The organism is Streptomyces sp. NBC_00887 (assembly GCF_045207585.1).
The window spans coordinates 883,135-908,741 of sequence record NZ_CP108788.1; the positions used below are offsets into that span (position 1 = coordinate 883,135).

The window sequence follows — 25,607 nt, forward strand, 5'->3', positions numbered from 1 at the left end:
GCTCCATGGGCCGGGGGTCACTTGCGGCCGGGGGTCCAGTTCATTCCCCAGCCGTAGGCGGCGTCGATGGTCCGCTGGGGGCTCACCCCGCGCTGTGGGACGAGATAGCGTGCCTCCCGCTGCACCGTGAGCTCTCCCCCGTTGTTGGTGATCAGCGCGAGAGCGCAAACGGTGGAGGGCACGGTGCATTCGTCGAGAGAGAAGTCGATCGCCGCTCCGTTCTGTGGCTGCAGAGTGACGGTGGCATGCAGATCGGCGAAACTCCGGGCGCCTTCGTAGATGGTTACGAAGATCAGAACGCGGCGCAGCCGGTCCTTGTGGTCGAGGTTGACTGTGAGGTTCTCGCCGGTGGAGAGCGCGCCGGTGCGGTCGTCACCGTCGAGGTGGATAAAGGGGGGCCGGCTGAGATCACCGAAGGCGTTTCCCAGCGCCTGCACAACTCCCTTGCTTCCGTCGGTGAGTTCGTAGAGTGCGCAGAGATCGAGATCGAGGTCGGCGTGCATGGCGACGGCCCTGCCGAGTTTCGCGCCCCAGCTCTTGAACTGCTTGCGCACTTCCCAGTTGAGATTGACGCGCAGGGCCCCGGAGGTTCCGCCCTGTTTCGACAGGGAGACGGACGGCGCCTCCTTCGTCAGGGTGACCTTGGTCAGCCTCACCGGCTGCGTGACGGGGGGTGCGGCGGGAGGCGCGACCTGCGGGGCGGGAGCGGCCTGAGGTGCGCGGTAGGGCGCCGGGGGCGCCTGCGCCGGCTGCGGGTGGGGGGCCTGCTGAGGTGGTGCCGACTGCTGCGGTTCGTCGACGGAGATACCGAAGTCCGTCGCCAGACCTCCGAGTCCGGTGTCGTACCCCTGTCCTACGGCCCGGAACTTCCATGCGCCCTGCCGCAGGTACAGCTCGCCGAGGATGAACGCGGTCTCGACCGTCGCGTCCGCGCTCTCGAAGCGCGCGATCTCGGAGCCGCTCGCCGAGTCCACGATCCGCACGTAGAGGCCTGTCACCCGGCCGAAGGTGCCGCCGTCCGCCGAGGCCACGACGACCACGCGGTCGATCGCCGGCTCCACCGCGGCGAAGTCGACCACGAGGCTGTCCGTGACCGCGTCACCGGCCGTCCGCTTGCCCTCGTGGCGCACCGCGCCGGATGCGTGGGCCGGCTGGTTGTAAAAGACGAAGTCCGCGTCGTTGCGTACCTTTCCCGACACGAGAAGGAGCGCCGAGGCATCCACGTCCGGCGCCCCTGGGGAGGTTCGCCAGCCCAATTCGACCTGTACGACCTGAGCCGGCACAGGAACATTGGTTCCCTTTTGCATGGTCATGCTCGCCCCCATCACGAGTCCGGCTGCCCGGAGAGTTTCACGACAACCTAATCCCCGGCCCGCCGGGGAGCCCACAGTACGGCGGAGACTGCTCCCCGCGACCCGCCGGTAACCCCCCGTGAACTCGCTCTTTACACGATCACAGCGTGGCTCGGTGCCCCTTTTTGCCAAGTTCGCTCGCATTGGGGAACGCGGTTCCCTCACAACGCGTAAAACAACCCTCTTATCGGACTCCCCAACCAGCACATCGTGGGCTTAACTTATGTGTCATGACCTCCCCCCGCTCCACCTACGGCGGCGGCTACTACGCCGCGCCGTCGTTCCCCGACACCCCGATCTACGACTCCCTGGTCGCCGAGCGGGGTACTCCTCAGATCGCACCGATCCGAGTCCCCGCCGCGTACGACACGGGCAACAGTTATCTGCCGGCCCTGCCGTCGTCGCTTCCCGCCCTGCCCGCGGCCCCGTCCAGCGGGTCGTACGGCTACCCGCAGCAGGCGCCGCAGCCGCAGTACCAGAACGCGGGCATGCAGCACGCGCCGATGCAGCCCGCACACCTGCAGCACGCGCCGGCCCCGTACATCCCGCAGCAGCCCTCGGCGCCCCGCGGCTACCAGCAGCAGCCGCAGCGCCCCGGCACGGGTTACGAGTCGATGCGCCCGGCATCGCCCCGGCCCGCCCCGACTCCGTCCCCGTACGAGGACCCGTACAACCGTCCGTATCAGGGCCGGGGGTACTGAGCAGGCGCTCCTGCCCGCTGCCGGATACGACTGGCAAACTGGACGCATGGTCTCTCCCGTACTCAGGGCTGTCCACGTCCACCCGGTCAAGTCGCTGGCAGCGTGCGCAGCCGAGCAGGCCGTCGTCGAGCCATGGGGACTCGACGGCGACCGTCGCTGGATGCTGATCGACGGCCGGGGCAAGGTGGTCACCCAGCGTCAGCAGCCCGGCATGGCCCAGCTGTCCGCGAGGCCCCTGCCAGGTGGCGGGGTGATCGTCTCGGCGCCGGGGAGTGCCCCGCTGACCGTGGACGTGCCGGAGCCGGTCTGCACCGTCGGCGCGGAGCTCTTCAGGGACAAGGTCGAGGTGGTGGAGGCGGCCGAGGCCGCGCACGCCTGGTTCGGCGCACGCCTCGGTGCGGAGGTCCGGCTCGTCCATCTCGACGCGCCGTCGCACCGCAGGCCCGTCGATCCGGTGTTCGGCCGCCCGGGTGAGACGGTTTCGTTCGCCGACGGCTACCCCCTCCTTCTCACCTCGAGTGCCTCGCTGGATGCGCTCAACGCACTCGTGGCCCGGGGTGACCACCCCGAAGAGGGCCCGCTGCCGATGAACCGCTTCCGGCCGAACGTGGTCGTGGACGGGACGGCCCCGTGGGCCGAGGACGACTGGGGCCGGATCGCCATCGGGGAGGTCGCCTTCCGCGTGGCGAAGCCCTGCGCCCGCTGCATCGTGACCACGACCGACCAGCGGACGTCGAAGCGCGGCAAGGAGCCCCTGCGTACGCTCGCCCGCCATCGTCTGGTGGGCAGGGATCTCCTTTTCGGCCAGAACCTGATCCCTGAAGGCACCGGGGTGATCCGGGTCGGGGACCCGGTGCGGATCCTCGGCTGAACGTCGGACCACCTCGCACCGGCCGGGAACTCACCGGAGCGTCCCGGGCGTTGGACGGCGTGAGGTTGCTCTCTCTTCGCTTCCCCAGCACGTGATCAGTGCCGTACCGGGCTATGACGGATACGGAAGGGGGTGGATGACTGTGCGAGCGGTCCTGGGAATCCGGCGGTGGCGGCACAATCCCCTGTGCAGGCCCACCGACCGCCACGAGGCATGGGGGGCACTGGCAGCGATGCTGCTGATGCTGATCGCCGCCCCGGTGCTCGGCTGGGTGTGCGGGTCCCTCACCGATGAAGCCCTTCAGCAGGCAGTGCGCGCGCAGCACGCGCGGCGGCACCTCACCACCGCTGTCGTCGTGCGCGGGCCCTCCGGTGGCTCGCGCTTCGCCGAGGACCCCGAGGCGGCCGTGGCGGAAGGCACCGCGCAATCCTCCGCGGTGGCCCGGTGGAAGGCCCCGGACGGTACGGCCCGCACCGGCAGAGTGTCCGCGGCGTCCGCGGTCACCGCCCCCGGGGAGCGGATACGGATCTGGACGGATGACGGGGGCCGCCCGGTGATTCGCCCGATGGACACATCCACGGCGCGCACCCATGCGGTCCTGGCCGGAATCGGTGCGACCCTGGTCGCGGCGGGTCTGGTGGAAGCCACACGCCGACTGGCCGTATGGCGCATGATGCAACGGCGGTACGGTCGGCTCGACCGGGCCTGGGCCGAAACCGGTCCGGACTGGGGCCGGACCGGGACGGGCAGCTGAGCCCACCGGTGCGCGAGGTCGAGTGCCGGGACGCTACATCTGTTTACGGACCCTCATGAGCAGCCGACTCGTCAACTCGCGTCCGTCGCGCGCGCTACGGTGGACCGGCCCGCCCGACTCCTCGGCAGGCGGGCCCGGCGCTGTCGTGCGGCCGGTGGCACCGGCGTCGCACAGGCATGCGGACAGGCACGAGGCAGCGCACACGGCACGAGGTGGGGGCACAGCAGCACCATGGCACAGGGCACGGTCCAGGTGACGCACACCGGCACATCGCGATGGCGCCGCCGCACGGGCGAATACGCTTCCCTCACCGCAGCCCTGGAGGCCGCAGCGGACGGTGACGTCCTCACCATCGCCCCGGGTACCTACCGGGAGAACCTCGTCGTCGACCGCGCGGTGACCCTGCGCGGCCCCGAGGGATCCGTCGGTTCCGTGCGGATCGCGCCGGTCGACGGCGTACCCCTGACGGTGCGCGCCTCGGCGGTGATCCAGGATCTTCATGTGGAGGGTCAGGATTCCGCCGCCCCGGCGCTGCTCGTCGAGGAGGGCGCGCCCGAGCTTTCGGATCTGCGTGTCGTGACCCGGTCGGCCGCCGGGATCGAGGTGCGGGGGGCGGCCCGGCCCACCGTGCGCCGCTGTACCGTCGACAACCCGGCCGGCGTCGGCATCGCCGTACTCGACGGTGCCGGGGGCGTCTTCGAGGAGTGCGAGATCGTGTCGGCCGGGCAGTCCGGTGTCTCGGTCCGCGACGGGGCGCATCCGAGGCTCGAGCGGTGCCGTGTCCACCACGCCTCCGGTGCGGGGCTGAGCGTGACCGGCGAGGGCAGCGGTCTGGAAGCCGTGGGCTGCGAGGTGTACGAGATCAAGGGCAGCGGGGTGCAGGTCACGGCCCGCGGTTCCGCGCAACTCACCGACTGCACCGTGCACCGCACGTCCGCGGACGGCGTCACGCTGGACACCGACGCGGTCCTCACGCTCGCCGACTGCGACATTCACGACATCCCGGAGAACGCGGTCGACCTGCGGTCCCGCTCCGTTCTCACGCTGACGCGCTCGACCGTGCGCCGGTTCGGCCGCAACGGCCTGTCGGTCTGGGACCCGGGTACCCGTGTCGACGCCAACCAGTGCGAGATCCACGACAGCACGGGCGACTACCCGGCGGTGTGGGTCAGCGACGGCGCCACCGTGATACTCGATTCGTGCCGCGTCCACGACGTACCCGATGCCCTCTTCGTCCTGGACCGGGGTTCGCGCGCCGACGTGGTGGACAGCGACCTGTCCCAGATCCGCAACACGGCGGTGTCGGTGAGCGACGGCGCCACCGCCCAGCTCGACGACTGCCGGATCCGCGAAGCGTCCACCGGAGCGTGGTTCCGCGACCACGGCAGTGGCGGAACCCTGAACAACTGCACCATCGACGCCGCCCAGACCGGCGTCATCGTGACCAAGGGCGCCGACCCGACGATCGAGCGCTGCACGGTCACCTCGCCCGCCGAGGCCGGCTTCTATGTCTCGGCCGAGGGCCGCGGCACCTTCGACACCTGCCGCGTCACCGGGAGCGAGGGCTACGGCTTCCATGTCATGGACGGCTGCCGCTCCACGCTCACCCGCTGCCGCACCGAGCGGTGCGCCCGCGGCGGGTACGAGTTCGCGGAGGGCTCCGGCTCCCCGGGCGACGGGATCGGCGGCGGTCCTGTGGTGAAGGACTGCACCAGCGACGAGAGCGGACTGCGCGGTGCCACTGCCCCGGCCCCGCCGGTCCTGACGGCGACCCAGTCGACGCCCGGCCTGCTCGGTGCGATGCCGGGACAACGCGCCGCCGAGCCCGCCGCCCCCGCTCCGACGGAGCCGGTGCGCGATTCGGGCGCCGTCCTCGGGGAGTTGGACGCGCTGGTGGGTCTGGACAGCGTCAAGCGCGAGGTGCGTGCCCTGACCGACATGATCGAGGTCGGCCGGCGCCGCAGGCTCGCGGGCCTCAAGGCGGCGTCGGTGCGCAGGCACCTCGTGTTCACCGGGTCCCCGGGTACGGGCAAGACGACGGTGGCCCGCCTGTACGGCGAGATCCTGGCCTCGCTCGGTGTGCTGGAGCACGGTCATCTCGTGGAGGTGTCCCGGGTCGACCTGGTCGGCGAGCACATCGGTTCGACCGCGATCCGCACGCAGGAGGCGTTCGAACGGGCCCGTGGCGGAGTCCTGTTCGTCGATGAGGCGTACGCCCTGTCGCCCGAGGACTCCGGCCGGGACTTCGGTCGGGAGGCCATCGACACGCTGGTGAAGCTGATGGAGGACCACCGGGACGCCGTCGTCGTGATCGTGGCGGGGTACACGCACGAGATGGAGCGCTTCCTCACCGTCAACCCGGGCGTCGCGTCGCGTTTCTCACGGACCATCACCTTCAGTGACTATGTTCCCGAAGAGCTGCTGCGGATCGTCGAGCAGCAGGCCGAGGAGCATGAGTACAGCCTCGCGGGCGGAGCCGGGGAAGCGCTGCTCAAGTACTTCACAGAGCTTCCCAAGGGCCCCGCCTTCGGTAACGGCCGCACGGCCCGCCAGACCTTCGAGTCGATGGTCGAGCGGCATGCGGGCCGGGTCGCCCAGCTCGCCGAGCCGAGTACGGACGACCTCACTCTGCTCTATCCGGAGGACCTTCCCGAACTCCCCTGAGTCTCCCCGCCGCCCTGGTGGGGCACCACCGGTCCGAGCCGTTCCAGGAGCGCGGCCCGCTCCACGGCGAAGACCGGGTCGGCCTGGTAGTCCGAGTGCCCCAGAATCGGTTCGGGCAGCGGGTGTTCAGGGGTTCGGCCGTAGACCAGCGGGTCCTTCAGCGGGCCACGGTCCACCTCGGGTCCCTGGCTCTCGTCGATGCGGACGGGACCTCCGATCGGGTCCGTCGCACGCCAGAGGTTGCGCCAGCAGTGTACGGACCGGTGCAGCCCGTCCAGGGGTACCGGTCCGAAGTAGGCGGGGAACCAGCGCCCGTAGAGCCGCTCGATCGGTGAGCCGTAGGTGAGGAGCGCGACCCGGCGCCGCGTCGCGTCGGGCAGCTGCCAGACCGCGGACGCTGCCAGGACGCTGCCCTGGGAGTGGCCCGAGATGACGAGCCGGCCCCGGGTGCGCGCCGTCCAGGCGGACATCCGGGACGACAGGTCGGGCACGGCGCGCTCCGCGTAGCAGGGCGGTGCGAAGGGATGGGCGGCGCGCGGCCAGAACGTGCCGACGTCCCAGAGGATGCCGATCGTGCGCCGGGCGGACACGTCGCGGTAGGCGCGGCGGCCCCAGGTGACGAACAGGACGAATCCGAAGCCGATCATCCAGGAGCCGGTCGACTGCGCCGCCTCGGCGAGCGATTCGACGAGGGGAACCGCACCGTCCATCGCCCGGCCGGGCACCTCACCGGTGAGCCACGACCCGGCGACCGCTCCGGCGCCGAGGAGCAGTGTGGCGCCCGAGACCAGCGCGACGAGCCAGGGGGCGGAGTCGGTGAGGGCCGCCGTGGCCCTGGTGCCCGCGATCCGCCGGGTGCGGGCGCGGTCGGGCCGCGCCTGTTCGTACTCCGCCTCGACCTCGGGTCCCAGCCGACGGGCGCGCAGACCGGTGCGGACGGCCAGCCAGGTGAGGGGGGCCAGCAGGAGCAGCAGCAGGACAGGGATGACGGAAGCCTGCCAGCTGAGGAGCACGGGCGGCCCCTCTATGGTCGAGCCGGCGCCCATGCCGGGTGTACCGGAGCCGTCGAGCCAGTCGGCGACACGCTGGGCGACCCCGCCGGTCATCACACCGCCGAGCGCACAGGCGAGCATGGCCACGGCGGGCCCTCCGAGGCCGTGGAGGGTCGTGCGCGGCTCGGGGATGCGGTGGTACAGGCTCAGCGCCACCACGGCGAGCAGGACGACGAGAACGCACTGTCCGACGGCGAGGACGCGGAAGGCGGTCTCTCCGGGGAGGGTGCCCGAGGAAGCCCAGGCGGGACGGGACCATGCGGCGTACACCGTGCCGACGAGCAGCAGGGCGAGCGACGCCCCCGGCAGCAGGGTGGTGACGGCACGGTCGAGGGTGTTGTCGAGGCGCCGCTCGCTGCGGCCCCGGCGGCAGACCACCGCGACCACCACAAGCGCGCACACGGCGAGAGCCGCCTCGAACAGACCGCCGATCACAGCGGCCACGGGACCGTCGGTGGACCGGTCGTGCCGGGCTGCGGCTCCCCCCACCGCGGCTGCGACGGTGAGGAATCCGGCGGCGGTGTGGGCGGCCCGCAGCCGGGCGACCAGCCGGCGGCCGTACCAGAACCCGGGCCGGCCGAGGGCGGGACGGACCGGTGGTGCGGCGGACGTGGAGGTCTCCGGCGTGTGTGCCGAGTCCTCCCCGGGGTCGTCCCAGCTCAGCGGTCGCTGCGATTCGTACGCGCTCCAGGTGCGGTTGGACAGGTACCAGAGCAGTCCGACCAGGGCCGTGGGCACGAGTGCGGCGACCGCGAGCCGACGTCCGGGCTGGGACCACCAGCCGCCCTGCTCCGTCGACAGGAAGCCGAGCCAGGACCGCCGGCCGGAGCACTCGGGTGCGCCCGCGCACTGCCAGGCCACCAGGTCGAGGGCGACTTCGCAGACCGCGGCGGTCAGCAGCACGGTCAGGCTGAGCGCGATGAGCCGCACCACCATGCCGTACAGCCGCACCGACGCGGTGCGGCCCCGTGCCGTGGGCCGCATCCAGTGGGCGAGGTTGACCACCATGAAGGGGAGCAGCAGCAGCCACAGGGCACGGGAGCCGTTGCCCGAGGTGAGGTTGGCCCAGCAGTAGGCCTCGGCGACGGGTCCGTCCCCATGACGTCCGGGGTGCTGCTCGGCCTCGATGTCCTCGGTACGCCGGTAGATGGCGGCCGTCGCGTCGCCGGTGATCCTGGTCGTACGGGGGTCGCCGAGCATCTCCTGGGGAGTGGCTCCGCCGACGCCGTGGACGAGCAGTTCCAGCGCTGCCCCGGTGCTCTGCGGGGCCTGGGTGGCAGGGGGCAAGGTCGTCTGCTCGCTCTCTGGTCCGCCGGCCTGTCGGACGGCGGGGAAGGGACGGGGGCACGGCGCGGAGCGTCGGGCTGACGCGCAGTCACCACCATGTCCGACGGAGGGGGCCTGCCGCATCGCTCTCACCGAATCTCCCCAGTGACACGGTCGGCAGGGCTGCGTGGCAGGATGAGGGCGTCCCGCAGGCCGGTGTCGGACCTGCGGCCAGAGGGAAGGGACCGGACCCGGCGTTGAGCGAGAACCAGAACCTGCTCGCGGAACAGCGGCGCGCGCTCATCCTCGACGAGGTGCGCAAGCGCGGCGGGGTCCGGGTCAACGAGCTGACCCGCAGGCTGAATGTCTCCGACATGACCATCCGCCGGGACCTGGACGCGCTGGCCCGCCAGGGCGTCATCGAGAAGGTGCACGGCGGGGCTGTGCCGCTGGTCGAGGCGAGTACGCACGAACCAGGGTTCGAGGCCAAGTCGACGCTCGAGCTCAGCGCCAAGGAGGACATCGCGCGGGCGGCGGCGGCGATGGCCGTGCCGGGCAGCGCGATCGCCCTGTCCGGCGGCACGACCACGTTCGCGCTGGCCCGACACCTCCTGGACGTTCCGTCCCTGACCGTGGTGACGAATTCGGTGCGGGTCGCCGACGTGTTCCACGACGCCCAGCGGCCGACGGCGGGAGGTGGGCCCCGGGCCGGAGCGGCCACCGTGGTGCTGACCGGCGGGGTACGCACGCCTTCGGACTCCCTCGTCGGGCCGGTCGCGGACCGCGCGATCGGCTCCCTCCACTTCGATGTGCTGTTTCTCGGGGTGCACGGGATCTCCGTGGAGGCCGGCCTCTCGACCCCGAACCTCGCGGAGGCCGAGACGAACCGCCGCTTCGTGCGGGCCGCACGCCGGGTCGTGGTGGTGGCCGATCACACCAAGTGGGGCACGGTCGGCCTGAGTTCGTTCGCGACGCTGGACGAGGTGGACTCCTTCGTCACGGACTCGGGGCTGCCGGACGGCGCCCGGCAGGAGATCGAGGAGCATCTGCCGGGGCTTGTCGTGGCGGGCGGATCGGCACCCCAGTAGCCGCGTTCCAGGGGCGCCTGGGTTCCGCTCCGCATCCGACGGGCCGCGGACGTCCTAGGATCGTGCCGTGGCCGTCTTCCGGATCGAGCGTTTCACCCCCCTTCCCGCCGCCGAGGCCTGGCGTCGGGTGACCGACTGGGAGGCGCACGCCGGATCCGTACCGATGACGTCGGTCACCGTCCCGACCGGTCTGCCGACGCGAGTGGGGACGGTCTTCGTGGCTCGTACGGGTCTCGGGCCGTTCGGGTTCGACGATCCGATGGAAGTGGTGCGGTGGACGCCGCCGGTGGCCGGCCGTGCCGGGATCTGCCGGCTGGAGAAGCGCGGCCGGATCGTGCTGGGCAGGGCGTCGATCGATGTCCGGCCGACGGTCGCGGGGTCGCACGTGGTGTGGGTCGAGGATCTGCGCGTGAGGCTGCTGCCCGGGTGGGGTGATCCGCTGCTCTCGAATGCGGGCCGCCGGGTCTTCGGGCGGGTGCTCGACGCTCTGCTCGAAGGATCCTGACCTCAGGCGGGCCAGGTGCCGGTGGCCAGGAAGTGGTCGATGGTCCCCGTGTACGGGTCGATGTCCAGGCCCTGCTCGCTCAGCCAGCTGTCGGAGTAGTACTTGTCGAGGTAGCGCTCGCCCGGGTCGCAGAACAGCGTGACGATGCTCCCGGTGCTGCCCTGGCCGACCATCTCCGCGACGAGCTTGAACGCGCTCCACAGTCCGGTGCCGGTGGAACCGCCGGCCTTGCGGCCGATGGCCCGCTCCAGTGCGCGCACGGCCGCGATGCTCGCCGCGTCCGGCACCTTCATCATCCGGTCGATGGCACCGGGTACGAAGCTCGGCTCCATACGGGGCCGGCCGATGCCCTCTATGCGTGAACCGCAGTCGCTGGTGGCCAGGGGGTCGTGCCGGGTCCATCCGTCGAAGAAACAGGAGTTCTCCGGGTCGGGTACGCAGATCTTCGTGTCGTGCTGCATGTAGCGGACGTAGCGCCCGATGGTCGCCGAGGTACCGCCGGTTCCGGCCGTGGCGACGATCCAGGCGGGCGCCGGGTACCGCTCCAGCCTGAGCTGCTGGTAGATGGATTCCGCGATGTTGTTGTTTCCGCGCCAGTCGGTGGCCCGCTCGGCGTAGGTGAACTGGTCCATGTAGTGGCCGCCGGTGCGGGCGGCGAGGGCCGCGGACTCCTCGTACAGCTTCCGCGAGTCGTCGACGAAGTGGCACTGTCCGCCGTGGAATTCGATCAGCCGACACTTCTCGGGACTGGTGGTGCGGGGCATCACCGCGATGAACGAGACACCGATCAGCTTCGCGAAGTACGCCTCCGAGACCGCTGTCGAGCCGCTGGACGCCTCGATGACCGGCTTGCCGCGGCGGATCCAGCCGTTGCAGAGCCCGTAGAGGAAGAGCGAACGCGCCAGCCGGTGCTTGAGGCTGCCCGTGGGATGCGTCGACTCGTCCTTGAGGTACAGGTCGATGCCCCACTGCTCGGGCAGCGGGAAGCGCAGGAGGTGGGTGTCCGCGGACCGGTTGGCGTCCGCCTGGACCTTGCGCACGGCTTCCTTGAGCCAGGCACGGTAGTCGGGATCGCTGCGGTCGATGTCCGTGGTCGTCGCGATCTCACCGTCACGTCTGTGCCCACTGGTGTCCATCAGCGATCTCCTCCTCGTGCCACCGGTACCCGACGCCATCACGATATTCCCCCCACCTGCGCAAACGATCGCTTTGATACCCCATAGCCCTTCCTTGGCCCTGTCGTGGCCGCAGGTGCCCATGGTGCCTGAGATCCTCTCCCGAAACGCACGGTTCCGGCCTGATGCGACCTGGTGCACAGGCCCCGATGCGGGCAGACTTCCCAGCAGAAGCCGGTACAAGGGGGGGCGAAGTCGCCATGTCCGAGGCAGAGTTCAGTGCGAGTGGAGTCAGGATCGAGCGGTGGACCCGTTCCCTGACCCGGGCCGGTCAGGTCGTCGTCAAGGACGGCCGGCTGGCGCTGCTGACCAGTAACGGCCGGGAGATCGACAGCGCCCCGGTGACCACGGTGAGCGCGGGCAAGCGATGGTTCCTGGCGGCGGACTCCGCCGTCGCGCGGGTCAACGGGGTGCGCTACCGGCTGACCATGGGGCAGCGCAACCGCAGGCCCGGCGGGGCCGCTCCGGTGCGCAGGTTCCTGGAGGCGCTGCGCCGCGCGGGCGGGCGGCGGACCTGACGCAACGGTTCCGTACGGACACCGCGAGTTGCGGACCCCAACCCCCTGAGTCACGCTGTTGACACGTCACTGATGGTGTACCGGCGGTGACCGCGCAAGCCGCTCCGCCGGGTGCCGCAGGGCGGACCACGCACGACCAGACCAGAAACAGCAGCGCGCCACACTGCTGGATCCGTTCCTTCGTCTTCTTCCGGACCTATTTCGGGGAGTCGCAGCCGTGATCAGCGAGCCAAGCAGGCACTGCGCGGTGGAGCTCCAGGCCCTGCCGTCGCGGATCGGTCAGGTCCGCAGAATCATTTCGGCGCAACTGCGCTACTGGCATCTCGATCCTCTGATCGACCCGGCAGCGCTCGGCGTCACCGAACTGCTGACCAATGTCCACCGGCATGCACAGCCGGACAAATCGTGCACCGTCGAGATCGAGCTGCTGCTCGACCGTCTCACGGTTTCCGTCCACGACCACGACCCACGGCTGCCGACCGTGTGCGATGCCGATTCGTCCGCCACTTCGGGGCGCGGACTGGCGATGATCGCCGCGGTCAGCGAGAGCTGGGGAGTACGACCGACCGACGACACGGGCAAGGTCGTCTGGTTCACCCTTCCGGCCCCGTCCTTCGCCATCGCACTGTCGCCTCTCCCGGTGTACGGGTCGACGACCGACGGTCCTTTCGGCTCCGGACGGGACACGCTCGTGGAGCACACGGCACAGACTCGGGCCCGGTCGGCCGTCGTCGGCTGACCGGGCGGGGCGAGGGCGTCACTTCCTCTGTCGTGCGCGCTACTCCGTGGCGATCGCGCGGAGCACGTCGAGTCGTGCGGCGCGCCGGGCCGGCCGCCAGCCGGCCAGCGCGCCCGCGGCGAGCCCGACCAGGGCGACGGCCAGCAGCCTCAGCGGCGGCGGTGCGAAGACGAACACCGTGTCGCCGGTGCCTTCCGACGCCTTGACTTGACGGGCACCCAGCCCAGGAGAGCACCGAGCAGCAGGCCGCCTGCCGTGCCCAACCCGGAGAATGTAGGAGACCTGGGCCATGCCGTCCTCCCCGCCGAAGGTGGGCAGGCCGACGACGGTGACACGGACCGGGTCGGGGGTGCGCAGGACGGTGGTGTCGCCGATCTTCAGGCCGCCCGGCTCGGCGGTACCGCGGTTGACGACGACCTTGCCGGGCACAAACGGCGCTCGTCCGTCCACGAGGCGGTACGGATTGAGCTAGGGATCGGCGATCCAGTTCCCGGCGACGGTGGGCGGCCCCTGCCCGCCGATGGTCCGCCGTCTGCTCCCAGGAGCTGCCCCTCCCCCTCGGTCTTCGGAGCGGCTGCCGCGACACCCGGTACCTGTTCGATCTTTCGGACCAGATCGGTGGCCGATCCGGCGGTCAGGGTGTCGAGACCGGCGGCGCAGTGCATCAGGTCGATTTCCCGAAGCCGGAGGGCCCCGTGATCGCGGTGAAGCGGCCGCCCGGGAAGCCGACGCCCACTCCGTCCAGGCCCTGACCTCGGAGTCGCCTGTGCCGTAGACCTTCACGGCGTCGGCGACCCGGGCCGCTGCTGTGCTACCGGTGGTGGTGTCGGCGGTGGTCATGCCGGTCCGTCCTTGTCAAAGCGTCCGAAGGGCTCGTCCAGGACGGAGAGGCGGCGCCAGTACTCGTCCTCGTCGATCTCACCTGTGGCGAACCGCCTGCCGAGGAGGTCGATCGGCGAGTGCTCGCCGGTGCCGCCCCGGCGGACGCCGTGGGACTGCCACGGGCCCCGGCGGCCACGCCGGACGGTGCGGCGCAGCAGGGTGACGACGCCGATGACGACGGCCGCCCAGATGATCGGGAAGAGGAGGATCCAGGGTCCGGGTCCGCCGGAGTGGGCAAGGGTGTTCATCTCGGTCAGCTCCCTCGGTCAGGGGGTTCGTGCGCGTTCTTCTGTCGCTCACGAGCCTGGCTCCGGGAGGGGGTCCGGGGCGTCGTACGGCCGGCGGCAGTGCGCGTACCACTGTGGGAGTACGTGGTGCCCACGCGTCTGCTCCCGGCATCGGTCCCGGCCGCATCCGTTTGTACCTACTGGTATGTACAGTAAGGGGATGAGCACTCCGGACCGTCTGATCGAAGCCACCCAGGAGCTCCTCTGGGAGCGCGGCTACGTGGGCACCAGCCCCAAGGCCATCCAGCAGCGGGCGGGTGCGGGCCAGGGCAGCATGTACCACCACTTCGCCGGCAAGCCCGATCTGGCGCTCGCGGCCATCGACCGCACCGCGGCGCAGATGCGGGAAGCCGCGGGGCGCGTGCTGGACGGACCCGGACCGGCGTACGCGCGGATCTCCCGCTACCTGCTGCGCGAGCGCGAGGTGCTGCAGGGCTGCCCGGTGGGGCGGCTGACGATGGATCCGGACGTCGTGGCGAGCGACAAGCTGCGCGCACCGGTGGACGAGACACTGGCCTGGCTGCGGGGCCGGCTCACCGAGGTCGTCCAGGAGGGCCTGGACGGGGGCGAGTTCACACCGGGTCTCGTCGCGGGCGAGATCGCGGCGGCCATCGTGGCGACCGTCCAGGGCGGCTACGTCCTGGCTCGCGCCTCCGGCTCGACCGCCGCCTTCGACTCGGCGGTCACGGGGCTGCTCTCCCTGCTCACCGCACGCACCCCGTCGGCCTGAGCCGCGAAGACGGTTCCCTGCCCGAGGAGTTACCGATGCACGCCATGCAGTACGAGATCACCCTGCCCGCCGACTACGACATGGAGATCATCCGCGGACGCGTCGCGACGAGGGGGCACCTCCTCGACGCCTTCCCTGGCCTCGGCCTCAAGGCGTATCTGATCCGGGAACGCGGCGCGGCGTCACCGGTCAACCAGTACGCACCGCTGTATCTGTGGTCGGCCCCCGAGGGCATGAACGCCTTTCTCTGGGGCCCCGGTTTCCAGGGCGTCGTCGATGACTTCGGCCGCCCCGAGGTGCAGCACTGGACGGGACTCGCGTACCTGGACGGGCCGGCCGCGGGCGCGTCCGCCCGTATCGCGGTCCGCCGCCGGGTGCGGGTCGCGGACACGGTCCGGCCCGCCGGGGCGGTCGAGGCCGCGCTGGAGGAGGCCCGACTGCTGGCCGCGTCTCCCGGGGTCGTCGCCACGGCACTGGCCGTGGATCCGCGCCGCTGGGAGCTGCTCCACTTCACCCTCTGGGAAGAGGAGCCCGGCGCGGCCCCCGGTGACCGCTTCGAGGTGCTCCACGTGTCGGCGCCGGAGCGCGACCGGCTGGGGCGGGACAGGCAGTGGTGACCGCGGTCCGCACCGTCCTCGGATACATCCCCGCCGAAGACCTGGGTGTCTGCGACGCACACGACCACCTCTTCATCCGCACCCCGCTGCTGCCCGGCCAGGAGCTGGACGACCCCGGGCGGGCACAGGAACCGCTGCACGGATTCCACGGGCTCGGGGGCCGGTCGGTGGTCCGGTGGACTCCGTACGGGATGGGCAGGAAGCCCGGGGACCTCGTGGCACTTTCCCGTGCGACCGGGGTCCAGGTCGTCGCGGCCACGGGACTCCATCAAGCCGCCCATTACCCCGAGGAGTTGCTCGGCCGGATCCTGCCGGAGCCGGAGGCCCTGTTCGTCCGGGAGCTCACCGAGGGCATCGACGGTACGAAAGCGCGGGCAGGACGATCAAGGTGGCCGGATCGTTCCACGGCATCGACGCCCACGCCCGGCTCACCATGACGGCGGCGGCAGGTGCCCATCAACGGACCGGCGCACCGATCGCCGTGCATCTGGAGCTGGGTACGGGTGCGCTGGACGTACTGGACCTGCTGTGCGGGGAGTCGGGGGTGGATCCGGGGCGGGTCGCCCTCGGCCACCTGGGACGGTTCCCCGACGGCGTGGTGCAGCGCGAGGCCGCGCGGGCGGGTGCGTTCCTCGCGTTCGACGGCCCTTCACGGGCCAACCACGCCACGGACTGGCGGCTGCCGGACCAGCTCGCGGAGCTCGCCGATGCCGGCTTCGGCGGCCGGCTGCTGCTCGGTGGCGACACGACCGTGCCCGGGACACCGGGGATGCCCGACCTCCTGCGGAGGCTGCGTCCCCGGCCGGAGCAGGCCCTCGGAAAGGACCTGTTGCACTCGGTCCTTGTCACGGCCCCGGCGCGCGCCTTCGCGTTCGCCGCCCCGAGGCGGGGCCCCCGCCCCTGATCAGGTGAGGGCGGCCAGCGGGTCGTCGAGCACGGGCTGCCAGGCCAGCTCTGCGGCGCCGACCAGGCTGTTGTGGGCCAGCGTGCAGGACAGGATCGGCACGCTGCCGCTGCGCCCCCACAGGCTGCGGTCGGCGACGACCGCACGGAGCCGTTCGGGGTCGGCCTCGAGGAGGTCGCGGTGCAGTCCGCCGAGGATGATGCGGTCGGGGTTGAGGATGTTGACGAGCCCGGCAAGGCCCAGGCCGAGCCGGTCGATCAGCTCCTCCGCCGCGGTCCGTACGCAGGGGTCGGCGTACTCCGTGCGCAGCAGGTCGCCGGCCTGTTTGAGGAGCGACTCCTCGGGACCGGGTTCCCGGCGCGCCGCGGTGAGGAAGGCGAGGGGGTCCGTCTCGACGTCCAGGCACCCGCGTCCGCCGCAGTGGCAGGGCCGCCCCTCGGGGTTCACCGTGAGATGTCCCACTTCCAGGGCGAGTCCCGAACTCCCGCTGTGCAGGCGCCCGTCCAGGACGAGCGCACCGCCCACGCCACGGTGTCCGGTGGCCACGCAGAGCAGGTGCTGGGCGCCGCGTCCTGCGCCGTGCCGGTGCTCGGCGAGGGCGGTGAGGTTGACGTCGTTGCCGGTGAACGCCGGTCCGGTGATTCCGGCCGCGCGCACGCAGGCGGTGAAGATCTCCCGGACGGGGGCACCCGCGGGCCAGGCGATGTGCAGTGGGTTGAGGGCGGTGCCCTCGGGTTCGGCGACGGCCGAGGGTACGGCGAGCCCTGCTCCGACGCAGCGCAGTCCGCTGTCCCGGAGCAGCCGGGCACCGGCTTCGACGACCTCGCCGAGGACCTGGGCGGGATCGGCCATGACCGCGACGCAGCCGGGTGCGGTGGCGACGATCCTGCCACCGAGCCCGACGAGCGCGGCACGGAAGCCGTCGGAGTGGACCTGTGCGGCGAGTGCGACCGGCCCGCCGTCCCTGACGGCCAGCCGGTGCGAGGGGCGGCCCTGCGAACCGGCGGCGGAGCCGGGGCTGGAGTCGACCCGGATCAGCCCGAGCGCCTCCAGCTCCGCGGCCACCGCTCCCGCGGTGGCGCGGGTGACACCGAGTTCGGACGTCAGCACGGCGCGCGTGGGCGCGCGGCCTGTGTGGACCAGCTCCAGTGCGGGTCCCAGGGCGCTGCGGCCTCTCTCCAACTTCTGCCGGGTGGTGGTCGACTTCCCGTTCATGGGGGCGAGTCTCCCATGATCCGGAGCCGCCGCCGACGCCCGTACGCCCCACATCGTTCACCGGACGGTCACGGGGTTCGCCATGTTGCGTACGGCGTCCGCGCGGCCCTATGCTGAGTTTGTGCCGCAACTAAACAAACTGCGGACGGCCCTACCGGGGGGACTTGGCGGAGACACCGCCCCACCCCCGTCGGCCCGCCTCCGTACCGCGCTGACCGTGTTCTTCGCCCTCGACGGGTTCCTCTTCGCCGGCTGGGTGGTCCGCATCCCGGCCATCAAGCACCAGACCGGAGCCTCCCCCTCCACTCTCGGACTCGCCCTGCTGGGAGTCTCCGCGGGTGCGGTGATCACCATGATGCTCACCGGAAGGCTCTGCCGGCGATACGGGAGCCATGCCGTCACCGTGGTCTGCGGCGTGCTGCTCCCGCTGAGCATCGCCCTTCCCGCGCAGACGCATTCGGTCCTCGCCCTGGGGCTGGTCCTGTTGCTGTTCGGAGCCGCTTACGGCGGCATGAACGTGGCGGCGAACAGCGCGGCCGTCGATCTGGTCACCGCCATGCGCCGCCCGGTGATGCCGAGTTTCCACGCCGCTTTCAGCCTCGGCGCCATGGCCGGCGCCGGGCTCGGCGGACTGGTCGCGGGTGATCTGTCGCCCTCGACGCACCTGTTCGCCCTCGCCGGAATCGGGCTGCTCGTCACTGCCGTCACAGGCCCGGTACTGCTGCGCCACCGCCCGGCCACCGCCGTCACCGCCCCGAAGGGGACCTCCGGCACACGGGAGCGCCCGCAGCGCATGGACGGCCGGGCCCGCCGGATCGTCATCCTCTTCGGCGTCATCGCGCTCTGCACGGCGTACGGCGAGGGCGCGCTGGCCGAGTGGGGCGCGCTGCACCTCACGCAGGACCTGCACGCGAACCCGGGACCCGCGGCAGCCGGTTACTCCCTGTTCGCCCTGACCATGGCCATCGGCCGGCTCACCGGCACCACGCTCCTCGAACGGTTCGGGCAGACCCGCACCCTGGTGGTCGGCGGGACGACGGCCGCGGCGGGGATGCTGCTCGGAGCCCTCGCCCCCACGCTCTGGCTCGCCCTGCTCGGATTCGCCGTGACCGGCCTCGGCCTGGCCAACATCTTCCCCGTCGCGGTCGGCCGGGCGGGCGCGCTGGCCGGTCCCAGCGGAGTGGCTGCCGCGTCGACGCTCGGCTACGGCGGGATGCTGCTGGGACCGCCGGTGATCGGCTTCCTGGCCGACTGGTTCTCCCTGCCCGTGGCGCTCACGACGGTGACGCTGCTCGCCGCGACCGCCGCACTGCTGGGCTTCGGCGCACGCCGCGCAACGCACACATGAGCGAATGAGTAGGCGTACTCAGGCACGGACGGCTTCCCCGGCGCACGATGGAGACATCAACCGACCACGGGGAGCGGACATGAGCCACCAGTTGATGACCAAGCGGCAGCTGCGCACACTGGCACGACTGACATTCGGCAACACGGCGTCACGGATCTACCTCGGCCTCGTCCTGGCGGCCACGGTCTTCGTGGCGGTGGACACGCTGTTCGTGGCCCACGAGGATGCTTCGTTCGCCGGGGTCTGGGTGTTCTTCCTCGCGGCGCCGACGGTCTTCGTCTTCCTCGTCGGCAGCTCCATGGCCGGCGCCGACACGGGCGGTCCGGCCTGGTTCGTCTACCTTGCGCTGATCGTGTCCGTCCTCGTGCAGGCCTGCGCCCTCGGCTGGTTCGCACGACTGGTCCGCCGTGGCGGCCGGAGCCGCTCCGTCCACCCCCAGGGCGCCTGACCCACCTGGCACAATCTCGGCCGTGGAGATAACCGAGCACATCGCATCCCTCGCCGGTGAAGGCCGTCTGCTGGCCGGAGCCGCCGGCGAGGCGGGCCCGCACGCACCAGTACCGACCTGCCCCGGCTGGCAGGTGCGCGATCTGCTGAGACACACCGGCATGGTGCACCGCTGGGCGACGGCGTTCGTGACCGAGGGCCACCGGAGTTACGTCCCGGAGGGCGGCGAGCCCGATCTGGACGGCGACGAGCTCCTCGACTGGTTCACGGACGGGCACGCGCTGCTGGTGGAAGCACTGAGAAACGCGCCCGACGACCTCGACTGCTGGGCCTTCCTGCCCGCACCGTCCCCGCTGGCGTTCTGGGCGCGCAGGCAGGCGCACGAGACCAGGATCCACCGGGTGGACGCCGAGTCGGCGCGCGGCGGGGCACTGACACCGGTGTCGGCGCCCTACGCCGTCGACGGCATCGACGAACTGCTGACCGGCTTCCACGCCCGCCCCAAGAGCCGGGTGCGTTCCGGCACACCCCGCACCATGCGGCTGCGTGCGCTGGACGCGGACGCGGTGTGGACCGTACGGCTGTCCGCCGAACCCCCTCAGACAGTGCGGGGCGCCGACGCGGAGGCGGAGCAGGCCGACTGCGAGGTGAGCGGAACCGCCTCGGAGCTCTGTCTGGCCCTGTGGAACCGGCTGCCGCTCTCGTCCCTCGTGGCGAGCGGGGACAAGGAGGTCGCCGCGCTGTGGACCGGGAACTCCGGAGTCAACTGGTCGTGAACGCCCCGGCCGCCCCGGACCGGACGGTCCCGCTCAGCCGCGGTGCTCGCCCAGCATCCGGGCGAGCACCGCGCGCTGCAGCGGCCTGACCTCCGTGTGGCGGGTCCGGCCCTTCTCCGTCAGCTCGACCCGTACGCCGCGACGGTCCTCGCTGCACATCCCGCGGCAGACCAGCCCGTCCTTCTCCAGCCGGGCGACCAGCCGGGACAGCGCACTCTGGCTGAGATGGACCCGGGAGGCGAGTTCCTGTACCCGGTAGGCGGCTCCGCCGTCGTCGGCCGCGCTCTCCGCGAGGACGTCCAGCACCTCGAAGTCGCTGGCTCCCAGGCCGTGCTGGTGAAGGGCGCGATCGAGCTCGGAGAGAGTCCTGGCGTGCAGCGCGAGAAGAGCCCGCCACTCGTCGACGAGCACCCGGTCGGACGTGTTCGCTGGCATGTCCGCACGCTAGCAGAGCACCGGGTGGTCGTTGCATCGGAATCATATGCACGCGCATGGAACTCCGGGGGCGGTGGCCGCAGGGGCTCCTTGCCGCCGGCCACCGCTCCTGTGACACTTCGGACATGGGGCGACGCACTCAGGCGGACCGGGACGCGATGACGGTCGAGATCGGCTACGCGCTGGTGAGCGGAGCCCTGGTGGCCGCGGCCACGTTCGCCGGGATCTTTCTCCCTGCCCTGTTCCTCGATCTGACGTCCACGGGTGAGCGCGTCCTGTTCCGCATCGGCGCCGCGCTCGGCTCCCTGACGTTCGTCGTACGCGTGGTACACGTGCTGTGGCGCTTTCCGCGGGCGCCGCATGAGCAGCGCGTGCCGTCCGCTCAGCCGAGCCAACCGGGCCGCACGAGCCCCGACTCGTAGGCGAGCACGACGAGCTGGGCCCGGTCACGGGCGCCCAGCTTCACCATCGCGCGGCTCACATGCGTCTTGGCGGTGAGCGGACTGACGACGAGCCTGCGGGCGATCTCCTCGTTGGAGAGCCCGATTCCGACGAGGGCCATCACCTCCCGTTCCCGCTCGGTCAGTTCGTCCAGGGCGGTCGCCGCCGCGGGCTCCTTGGACCTGGCCGCGAACTCGGCGATCAGGCGGCGCGTCACTCCGGGCGAGAGCAGGGCGTCGCCGCCCACCACCGCCCGTACCGCGCGCAGCAGTTCCTCGGGTTCGGTGTCCTTGACCAGAAAGCCGGAGGCCCCGGAGCGAATTGCCTCGAACACGTACTCGTCCAGCTCGAAGGTGGTGAGCATGACGACCTTCACCTCGTGCAGCGCGGGGTCGCCGGTGATGGCGCGCGTCGCCGCGAGGCCGTCCAGATGCGGCATGCGGATGTCCATGAGCACCGTGTCGGGCCGTAGTTCGCGTACGAGGCGCACCGCTTCCGCTCCGTCGGCCGCCTCTCCCGCCACCTCGATGTCGGGCTGGGCGTCCAACAGGGCCCGGAAGCCTGCCCGGACGAGCAGCTGGTCGTCGGCCAGCAGTACGCGGATCACGATGTCTCCTCCGTGGGTCGGGCCGGATCCCGTGAGGCCGACGGCAGCGGGAGCTGGGCCCGTACACGGAAGCCCCCGTCGGGCCGTGGCCCCGCGTCGATCGTGCCACCCAGCGCGGCGGCACGCTCCCGCATACCGACAAGACCGTTGCCGCTGCCCCCGGCGTCGCCGCCGGTCGCGGGTCCCTCGTCGTCGATACGGAGCCGGATGCCCTCGCTCCCGTACGCGATCCGGACCTCGGCACTGCGCGACCCGGAGTGCCGCACCACGTTCGTGAGCGCCTCCTGCACGATGCGGAAGGCCGCGAGATCGGTGCCGGGCGGGACCTGGCCCGGCGCCCCGTCCGTCTCGACCGTGACGGTGAGGCCCGCAGCAGCGGCCTGGTCGACGAGTTCGGGGAGCCGGGCCAGACCCGGGGCAGGGGCGCGGGGGGCGTCGCCCGGGGCGCGGAGGTTGTCGAGGACCTGACGGACCTCGCCCAGTGCCTCCTTGCTCGCGGACTTGATGGTGGTGAGAGCGGTGCGGGCCTGTTCCGGATCCGAGTCGAGCAGCGCGAGTCCGACACCGGCCTGGACGTTGATGACGGAAATGCTGTGGGCGAGGACGTCGTGCAGTTCACGGGCCATGCGCAGCCTCTCCTCGTCGGCCCGCCGCTTCTCGGCCGCCTCGCGCTCCGCCCTGGCCGCGGCCCACTGCTCACGACGTACCCGCAGCAGCTCGGCGGCCGCGACGATCGCCACCACCCAGGCGGTGACGAACGCCTCCTGCCCCCAGGGGGCGGAGTCGTCCCCGTCCGGCGGCAGCCACCGGTACAGCCAGTGCGACATCAGCACATGGCCCGCCCACAACGCGCCGAGCGACCACCAGGCGGCCTTGCGGTGCCCCGAGACGATCGCACTGAAGCAGCCCACGGCGACGGCGAGGAACACCGGGCCGTAGGGATACCCCAGCCCGAGGTAGACGAGTGTCGCCGCCGACGTCCCGGTGACGGCCACCACCGGGTGCCGGCGCCGCACGAGCAGTACACCGACGGCTGCCGACAGCAGCAGCCGCGCGAGGAGGTCGACCGATTGACGGTCCTGGCCCTGCGCCGCGAAGGCGGTGCCCGCCATCACGAACACGCCGAGCGCCACGGTCGACGGCCACGGCAGCCGGGCGGCGTACCGTGCCCGCACGCCGGACAGCCACCGCGGCGGCCCCTCGCCCCTGGGGCCGCCCGGTCCCCTGCGGGGGGCCGCGCTTCTGCGCGCTCGCTGCTCGTCCATACCGGCAACGCTAGACGGACGGGCCCCCGCCGGGCGTCAGCCGGGCGTGGTGATGACGCGTACTCCCTGTGGAGTACCTCGCCCGGGCGGGCGGGGTGTTTCTGCGGGGTCCGCCCTTCAGGCCTGCACCGGCGTACCGCGTCAGGACGCCGCTCCGCCCGCCCGGTCGGCCGCGGTGGCCCGGCCGTCCAGGAGGCCCACCGAGCGGGCGAGGTCGTGGGCGCCGCGGCGGAACAGCAGGTCCCGCGCCTCGACGACCCGGTTGAACTGGCCGAAGACCTCGAAGGAGATCAGGCCGAAGAGCTGAGCCCACGCCGGGACGAGCGCGGCGACGACGCCGGGCGGGAGGTCGGGGGCCAGGTCGGCAGCCATGCGTTCGGCCTCGGGGCGCAGCTCGCCGGCCAGCGGCGGAACGGCCAGACCGTCACTGAGGAAGGCCTCGCGGACGAGCCCGATGAGGACCAGGCCCACGCGCGACGCGGGGCCGATCGTGTCCTGCGGGGCGGTGTAGCCGGGGACGGGCGATCCGTAGATCAGTGCGTACTCGTGGGGATGGGCAAGAGCCCACTCCCGTACGGCACAGGCGACGGTGGTCCAGCGGGCGGTGTGCGGTCCGGTGGAGCCGCCGGGCGTCGCGCGAGCCGCCTCGGCGGTCTCGCCGACCGCGCCGTACGCGTCGACGATGAGCGCGGTGAGGAGATCGTCGCGGCTGGGGAAGTAGCGGTAGAGCGCGGAGGAGACCATGCCCAGTTCGCGTGCGACGGCGCGGAGGGAGAGCTTCGCCGCGCCGTCTACGGCAAGCTGTCTCCTCGCCTCGTCCTTGATGGCGGCGGTGACCTCGATGCGAGCTCGTTCCCTGGCTCCTCGAATGGTGCTCATGGCTTCATTCTGACACGGAACGGATCACTGACCAACAACGAGAGCGGTGCTCTTGCCTTTGAGCACTCATCACGTGCACACTGATCTCAAGAGAGAGCAGCGCTCACGTTTGCGAAGGGGATCTCATGTCCGCACACGTTCAGAAGCCCGGCTGGTTCACCGTGAACATCCTCAACCGGACGGTCGCATGGATCACCCGGCGCGGCATCAGTGTCTGGGGATCCCGCGTCCTGGCGGTCCGTGGCCGCAAGAGCGGCGAGTGGCGCCGCACGCCGGTCAACCTCCTGACCGTGGACGGGCAGCAGTACCTGGTCGCACCCCGCGGCCACGTCCAGTGGACGCACAACATGCGTGCGGCGGGCGGCGGCGAGCTCCACCTCGGGAAGAAGAGCACGGCGTTCACCGCCACCGAGGTTCCTGACGACGAGAAGCCCGACCTGCTGCGCGCCTACCTCAAGCGCTGGAAGGCGGAGGTCGGCGTGTTCTTCAACGGCGTCGGCCCGGACTCGTCCGCCGAGGAGCTGCGCCGTATCGCCCCCGACCACCCGGTCTTCCGCATCACGGTCAAGGGCTGAGCGGCTGAGGGCCGAGGCAACGGAGGGCCTAGTCGGCTGCCGGCTGACCGGCTGACCGGCTGAAACACCCTCAGCGAGCCGAGGCGCCGCGCCCCTGCGACGGAAGACATCAAGGAGCCGAGGCCCCCCGTGAACGGGAGCCTCAGCGAACCGTGGAATCCTCGGAGACCGACGCCTGCTCCCGGAGCTCCCTGCGGTCCATCGCCGACAGCGCCCGCTGTGCCATCGGGTGCGAGCGCACCAGCTCGGCCAGCGACGTCGTCCCCCGGGCGACCCCGGCGAACGCGGTCCAGGCCGGGCGGAATCCGGTCAGCACCGCGTGGAGAACTCCCGGGCGCCGCTCGAACAGCTTGAGCATGCGTCGGCCGACCCCCATCTCGACGCCCAGACCCGCCTTGATCGCGAACGCGTAGTTCAGGGCCTGGCGCCGTGCATCGACAGCGTCGTGCGCCTCGGCGATCCGTACCGCCCACTCACCGGCGAGCCGTCCGGACCGAAGGGCGAACGAAATACCTTCCCTGGTCCACGGTTCGAGCAGCCCGGCCGCGTCGCCGCAGACCACCACCCTGCCGCGGGAGAGAGGCGAATCGTCGCTGCGGCAGCGGGTCAGGTGACCGGAGGAGATCTTCGGCTCGAACCCGGCAAGCCCCAGCCGCCCGATGAAGTCCTCCAGATACCGCTTGGTCCCCGCGCCGTCGCCGCGCGCCGAGATCACCCCGACTGTCAGCGTGTCGCCCTTCGGGAAGACCCAGCCGTAACTTCCCGGCATCGGGCCCCAGTCGATGAGCACCCGCCCCGCCCAGTCCTCCGCGACCGTCTCCGGAACCGGGATCTCCGCCTCGAGGCCGAGGTCCACCTGGTCGAGCTTCACCCCGACGTGCGCTCCTATGCGGCCGGCACTGCCGTCCGCACCGACGACCGCCCGCGCGAGAACTGTCTCCCCGTCGGACAGCACCACGGCGACCGTACGCCGGTCGGGCACCGCGGGGCCGTGCTGCTCCACCCGCGTCACCGCCGTACCGGTGCGCAGCTCGGCGCCCGCCTTCTGCGCCTCCTCCACCAGACCGGCGTCGAACTCCGGACGGTTGATCAGCCCGAAGAGCATGCGCTTGGACCTGCGGGTGCGCGACAGCTTCCCGTTGAGCGAGAAGGTCACCGCGTACACACGGTCCCTCAGGGGCAGTTCGAACCCCGGGGGCAGGGCATCCCGGGAGAATCCGATGATTCCGCCGCCGCACGTCTTGTAGCGGGGAATCTCCGCCTTCTCCAGCAACAGCACCCGACGGCCTGCGACGGCTGCCGCATACGCCGCGGAAGCCCCGGCCGGACCCGCACCGACCACGACGACGTCCCATACCGACGACGACTCTTCCGGCTCACGTCCGGCGTCTGCGTTCTCGCTGCTCACGATGTGCTTCTGCTCCCGATCCCGACCAGTGGCCCCAGCTGCTCACGGCATCCTACGGCGCGTTGCGGCCGCGCCCCGCTGTGGGAGGATCAGCCATGATTTCGTC

25 protein-coding genes and 3 pseudogenes are annotated in these 25,607 nt (G+C 71.5%); 16 read left to right on the forward strand and 12 right to left on the reverse strand.

From position 1 onward, the window contains the following. Nucleotides 1-17: 17 nt before the first annotated feature. Entirely contained in the window at nt 18-1,325 is a 1,308-nt protein-coding gene (locus OG844_RS04030; RefSeq protein WP_406388129.1) for a TerD family protein, read from the reverse strand. 257 nt (nt 1,326-1,582) lie between these two features. On the opposite strand from OG844_RS04030, the gene OG844_RS04035 reads away from it, so the two are divergent. From OG844_RS04035 to OG844_RS04050, 4 genes are all read left to right on the forward strand, one after another. Beyond that, nucleotides 1,583-2,053 carry a DUF6643 family protein gene (locus OG844_RS04035; protein WP_351176576.1) on the forward strand — a complete coding sequence of 157 codons (471 nt, stop codon included), beginning with the start codon at nt 1,583-1,585 and terminating at the stop codon, nt 2,051-2,053. Between the two features lie 46 nt (nt 2,054-2,099). Next, nucleotides 2,100-2,924, forward strand: coding sequence for an MOSC domain-containing protein (locus OG844_RS04040; RefSeq protein WP_406388131.1), 825 nt, complete (start codon nt 2,100-2,102; stop codon nt 2,922-2,924). Between the two features lie 136 nt (nt 2,925-3,060). Further along, a complete protein-coding gene (locus OG844_RS04045; RefSeq protein WP_406388133.1) occupies nt 3,061-3,678 on the forward strand; it encodes a hypothetical protein in 618 nt (205 codons plus the stop codon). 231 nt (nt 3,679-3,909) lie between these two features. Next, nucleotides 3,910-6,342, forward strand: coding sequence for a right-handed parallel beta-helix repeat-containing protein (locus tag OG844_RS04050; protein ID WP_406388135.1), 2,433 nt, complete (start codon nt 3,910-3,912; stop codon nt 6,340-6,342). On the opposite strand, the gene OG844_RS04055 is transcribed toward OG844_RS04050, so the two are convergent. Next, entirely contained in the window at nt 6,312-8,681 is a 2,370-nt protein-coding gene (locus OG844_RS04055) for a hypothetical protein (protein ID WP_406388136.1), read from the reverse strand. The two genes, OG844_RS04050 and OG844_RS04055, sit on opposite strands and share 31 nt — an antisense overlap. 236 nt (nt 8,682-8,917) lie before the next feature. Between OG844_RS04055 and OG844_RS04060 the strand changes: the two genes are divergently transcribed. Together OG844_RS04060 and OG844_RS04065 are read left to right on the forward strand one after the other, a co-directional pair. Beyond that, nucleotides 8,918-9,748 carry a DeoR/GlpR family DNA-binding transcription regulator gene (locus OG844_RS04060; protein ID WP_406388137.1) on the forward strand — a complete coding sequence of 277 codons (831 nt, stop codon included), beginning with the start codon at nt 8,918-8,920 and terminating at the stop codon, nt 9,746-9,748. 67 nt (nt 9,749-9,815) lie between these two features. Further along, nucleotides 9,816-10,253 (forward strand): SRPBCC family protein, encoded by a 438-nt coding sequence (locus OG844_RS04065; RefSeq protein ID WP_406388139.1) that lies wholly within the window; start codon nt 9,816-9,818, stop codon nt 10,251-10,253. A 2-nt stretch (nt 10,254-10,255) separates the two neighbouring features. Here the strand turns inward: OG844_RS04065 and OG844_RS04070 are convergent, their stop codons facing one another. Further along, on the reverse strand, nt 10,256-11,389 hold the full coding sequence (locus OG844_RS04070; RefSeq protein ID WP_406388140.1) for a PLP-dependent cysteine synthase family protein: 1,134 nt from the start codon (nt 11,387-11,389) through the stop codon (nt 10,256-10,258). Between the two features lie 239 nt (nt 11,390-11,628). Between OG844_RS04070 and OG844_RS04075 the strand changes: the two genes are divergently transcribed. Continuing rightward, the gene (locus tag OG844_RS04075; protein WP_329213767.1) at nt 11,629-11,946 is read left to right on the forward strand and encodes a hypothetical protein; all 318 of its coding nucleotides are present in this window, start codon (nt 11,629-11,631) and stop codon (nt 11,944-11,946) included. A 217-nt stretch (nt 11,947-12,163) separates the two neighbouring features. Further along, nucleotides 12,164-12,685: an ATP-binding protein gene (locus OG844_RS04080; RefSeq protein WP_406388141.1), complete on the forward strand. Its 522-nt coding sequence runs from the start codon at nt 12,164-12,166 to the stop codon at nt 12,683-12,685. A gap of 279 nt (nt 12,686-12,964) precedes the next feature. Here OG844_RS04080 and OG844_RS04085 read toward each other — a convergent pair. From OG844_RS04085 to OG844_RS04095, 3 genes and pseudogenes are all read right to left on the reverse strand, one after another. Beyond that, nucleotides 12,965-13,305 (reverse strand): annotated as a pseudogene (locus OG844_RS04085) (ABC transporter substrate-binding protein); the annotation flags it as partial. Next, nucleotides 13,306-13,525, reverse strand: a pseudogene (locus tag OG844_RS04090) (ABC transporter ATP-binding protein); the annotation flags it as partial. It abuts the pseudogene before it with no gap. Beyond that, nucleotides 13,522-13,815, reverse strand: coding sequence for an SHOCT domain-containing protein (locus OG844_RS04095; RefSeq protein WP_406388143.1), 294 nt, complete (start codon nt 13,813-13,815; stop codon nt 13,522-13,524). The pseudogene OG844_RS04090 and the gene OG844_RS04095, both read right to left, overlap by 4 nt. Nucleotides 13,816-14,014: 199 nt before the next feature. On the opposite strand from OG844_RS04095, the gene OG844_RS04100 reads away from it, so the two are divergent. From OG844_RS04100 to OG844_RS04110, 3 genes and pseudogenes are all read left to right on the forward strand, one after another. Continuing rightward, complete coding sequence (locus tag OG844_RS04100; RefSeq protein ID WP_406388144.1) at nt 14,015-14,584, forward strand: TetR/AcrR family transcriptional regulator; 570 nt, start codon at nt 14,015-14,017, stop codon at nt 14,582-14,584. 35 nt (nt 14,585-14,619) lie between these two features. Further along, on the forward strand, nt 14,620-15,201 hold the full coding sequence (locus OG844_RS04105; RefSeq protein ID WP_406388146.1) for a DUF4865 family protein: 582 nt from the start codon (nt 14,620-14,622) through the stop codon (nt 15,199-15,201). Beyond that, nucleotides 15,195-16,105, forward strand: a pseudogene (locus tag OG844_RS04110) (phosphotriesterase). The gene OG844_RS04105 and the pseudogene OG844_RS04110 overlap by 7 nt, the downstream one beginning before the upstream one ends. On the opposite strand, the gene OG844_RS04115 reads toward OG844_RS04110, so the two are convergent. After that, on the reverse strand, nt 16,106-17,320 hold the full coding sequence (locus OG844_RS04115; RefSeq protein ID WP_406388148.1) for an ROK family protein: 1,215 nt from the start codon (nt 17,318-17,320) through the stop codon (nt 16,106-16,108). It lies immediately after the preceding pseudogene. A 121-nt stretch (nt 17,321-17,441) separates the two neighbouring features. Here OG844_RS04115 and OG844_RS04120 point away from each other — a divergent pair, with 121 nt between their 5' ends. The 3 genes from OG844_RS04120 (at nt 17,442) to OG844_RS04130 (ending at nt 19,891) form a co-directional block, all read left to right on the forward strand. Then, on the forward strand, nt 17,442-18,668 hold the full coding sequence (locus OG844_RS04120; RefSeq protein ID WP_406388149.1) for an MFS transporter: 1,227 nt from the start codon (nt 17,442-17,444) through the stop codon (nt 18,666-18,668). Nucleotides 18,669-18,747: 79 nt separating this feature from the next. Next, nucleotides 18,748-19,116 carry an SCO4225 family membrane protein gene (locus OG844_RS04125; protein WP_406388150.1) on the forward strand — a complete coding sequence of 123 codons (369 nt, stop codon included), beginning with the start codon at nt 18,748-18,750 and terminating at the stop codon, nt 19,114-19,116. Between the two features lie 22 nt (nt 19,117-19,138). Beyond that, nucleotides 19,139-19,891, forward strand: a complete 753-nt coding sequence (locus tag OG844_RS04130; RefSeq protein ID WP_406388151.1) for a maleylpyruvate isomerase family mycothiol-dependent enzyme — start codon at nt 19,139-19,141, stop codon at nt 19,889-19,891. A 33-nt stretch (nt 19,892-19,924) separates the two neighbouring features. Here OG844_RS04130 and OG844_RS04135 read toward each other — a convergent pair whose 3' ends face one another. Continuing rightward, a complete protein-coding gene (locus tag OG844_RS04135; protein ID WP_406388152.1) occupies nt 19,925-20,326 on the reverse strand; it encodes a MarR family winged helix-turn-helix transcriptional regulator in 402 nt (133 codons plus the stop codon). Between the two features lie 125 nt (nt 20,327-20,451). Between OG844_RS04135 and OG844_RS04140 the strand changes: the two genes are divergently transcribed. Further along, complete coding sequence (locus OG844_RS04140; protein ID WP_406388153.1) at nt 20,452-20,748, forward strand: DUF6332 family protein; 297 nt, start codon at nt 20,452-20,454, stop codon at nt 20,746-20,748. Here OG844_RS04140 and OG844_RS04145 read toward each other — a convergent pair. The 3 genes from OG844_RS04145 to OG844_RS04155 all read right to left on the reverse strand — a co-directional run bounded on the left by OG844_RS04145 (nt 20,709) and on the right by OG844_RS04155 (nt 23,518). After that, nucleotides 20,709-21,374, reverse strand: a complete 666-nt coding sequence (locus tag OG844_RS04145; protein ID WP_351181442.1) for a response regulator transcription factor — start codon at nt 21,372-21,374, stop codon at nt 20,709-20,711. The two genes, OG844_RS04140 and OG844_RS04145, sit on opposite strands and share 40 nt — an antisense overlap. Next, nucleotides 21,371-22,639: a sensor histidine kinase gene (locus OG844_RS04150; RefSeq protein WP_406388155.1), complete on the reverse strand. Its 1,269-nt coding sequence runs from the start codon at nt 22,637-22,639 to the stop codon at nt 21,371-21,373. The genes OG844_RS04145 and OG844_RS04150 overlap by 4 nt, the downstream gene beginning before the upstream one ends. Nucleotides 22,640-22,780: 141 nt before the next feature. Next, on the reverse strand, nt 22,781-23,518 hold the full coding sequence (locus tag OG844_RS04155) for a TetR/AcrR family transcriptional regulator (RefSeq protein ID WP_406388156.1): 738 nt from the start codon (nt 23,516-23,518) through the stop codon (nt 22,781-22,783). A gap of 125 nt (nt 23,519-23,643) precedes the next feature. On the opposite strand from OG844_RS04155, the gene OG844_RS04160 reads away from it, so the two are divergent. Continuing rightward, a complete protein-coding gene (locus tag OG844_RS04160; protein WP_406388157.1) occupies nt 23,644-24,093 on the forward strand; it encodes a nitroreductase family deazaflavin-dependent oxidoreductase in 450 nt (149 codons plus the stop codon). A 142-nt stretch (nt 24,094-24,235) separates the two neighbouring features. Here the strand turns inward: OG844_RS04160 and OG844_RS04165 are convergent, their stop codons facing one another. Continuing rightward, nucleotides 24,236-25,501, reverse strand: a complete 1,266-nt coding sequence (locus tag OG844_RS04165; protein WP_406388158.1) for a geranylgeranyl reductase family protein — start codon at nt 25,499-25,501, stop codon at nt 24,236-24,238. Between the last annotated feature and the right edge of the window lie 106 nt (nt 25,502-25,607).